Source organism: Micrococcus sp. GbtcB5 (genome assembly GCF_019091605.1).
In the GTDB taxonomy this organism is placed as follows: Bacteria; Actinomycetota; Actinomycetes; order Actinomycetales; family Micrococcaceae; genus Micrococcus; species Micrococcus luteus.
The window spans coordinates 1-255 of sequence record NZ_JAGXJK010000278.1; the positions used below are offsets into that span (position 1 = coordinate 1).

At 65.1% G+C, this 255-nt stretch carries 1 protein-coding gene; it reads left to right on the forward strand.

Translation table 11 applies throughout. The features are described 5' to 3' along the window. Positions 1 to 30 precede the first annotated feature (30 nt). Positions 31 to 255, forward strand: a 225-nt coding sequence (locus KVS67_RS12355; RefSeq protein WP_368669072.1) for a DUF6308 family protein, incomplete at its 3' end; no start/stop codon positions are given.

Consider the following 255-nt stretch of genomic DNA (forward strand, 5'->3'; position numbering starts at 1 on the left):
CTCTAGGAGGCACTCGTCGTCCTCCACCAGGTGGGCCCTCCGATCGCCTCCAAGTTGCTGGCCAGGAAGCGTCCACGCCTGTTCCCGATCATCGACGTTGATCTGCGTCAGACCGTCTCCCGGGAGACCCTCCGCGACGGCTACAGAGGCCGCCAGATGCTCCACGAAGCCTTGGCCGCCGAGGATAAAACCCTCTGGAAACGACGACTTGGCTCCTACCGATCGGCGGCGTCCTGGCCATCCCAGGCCACGGTC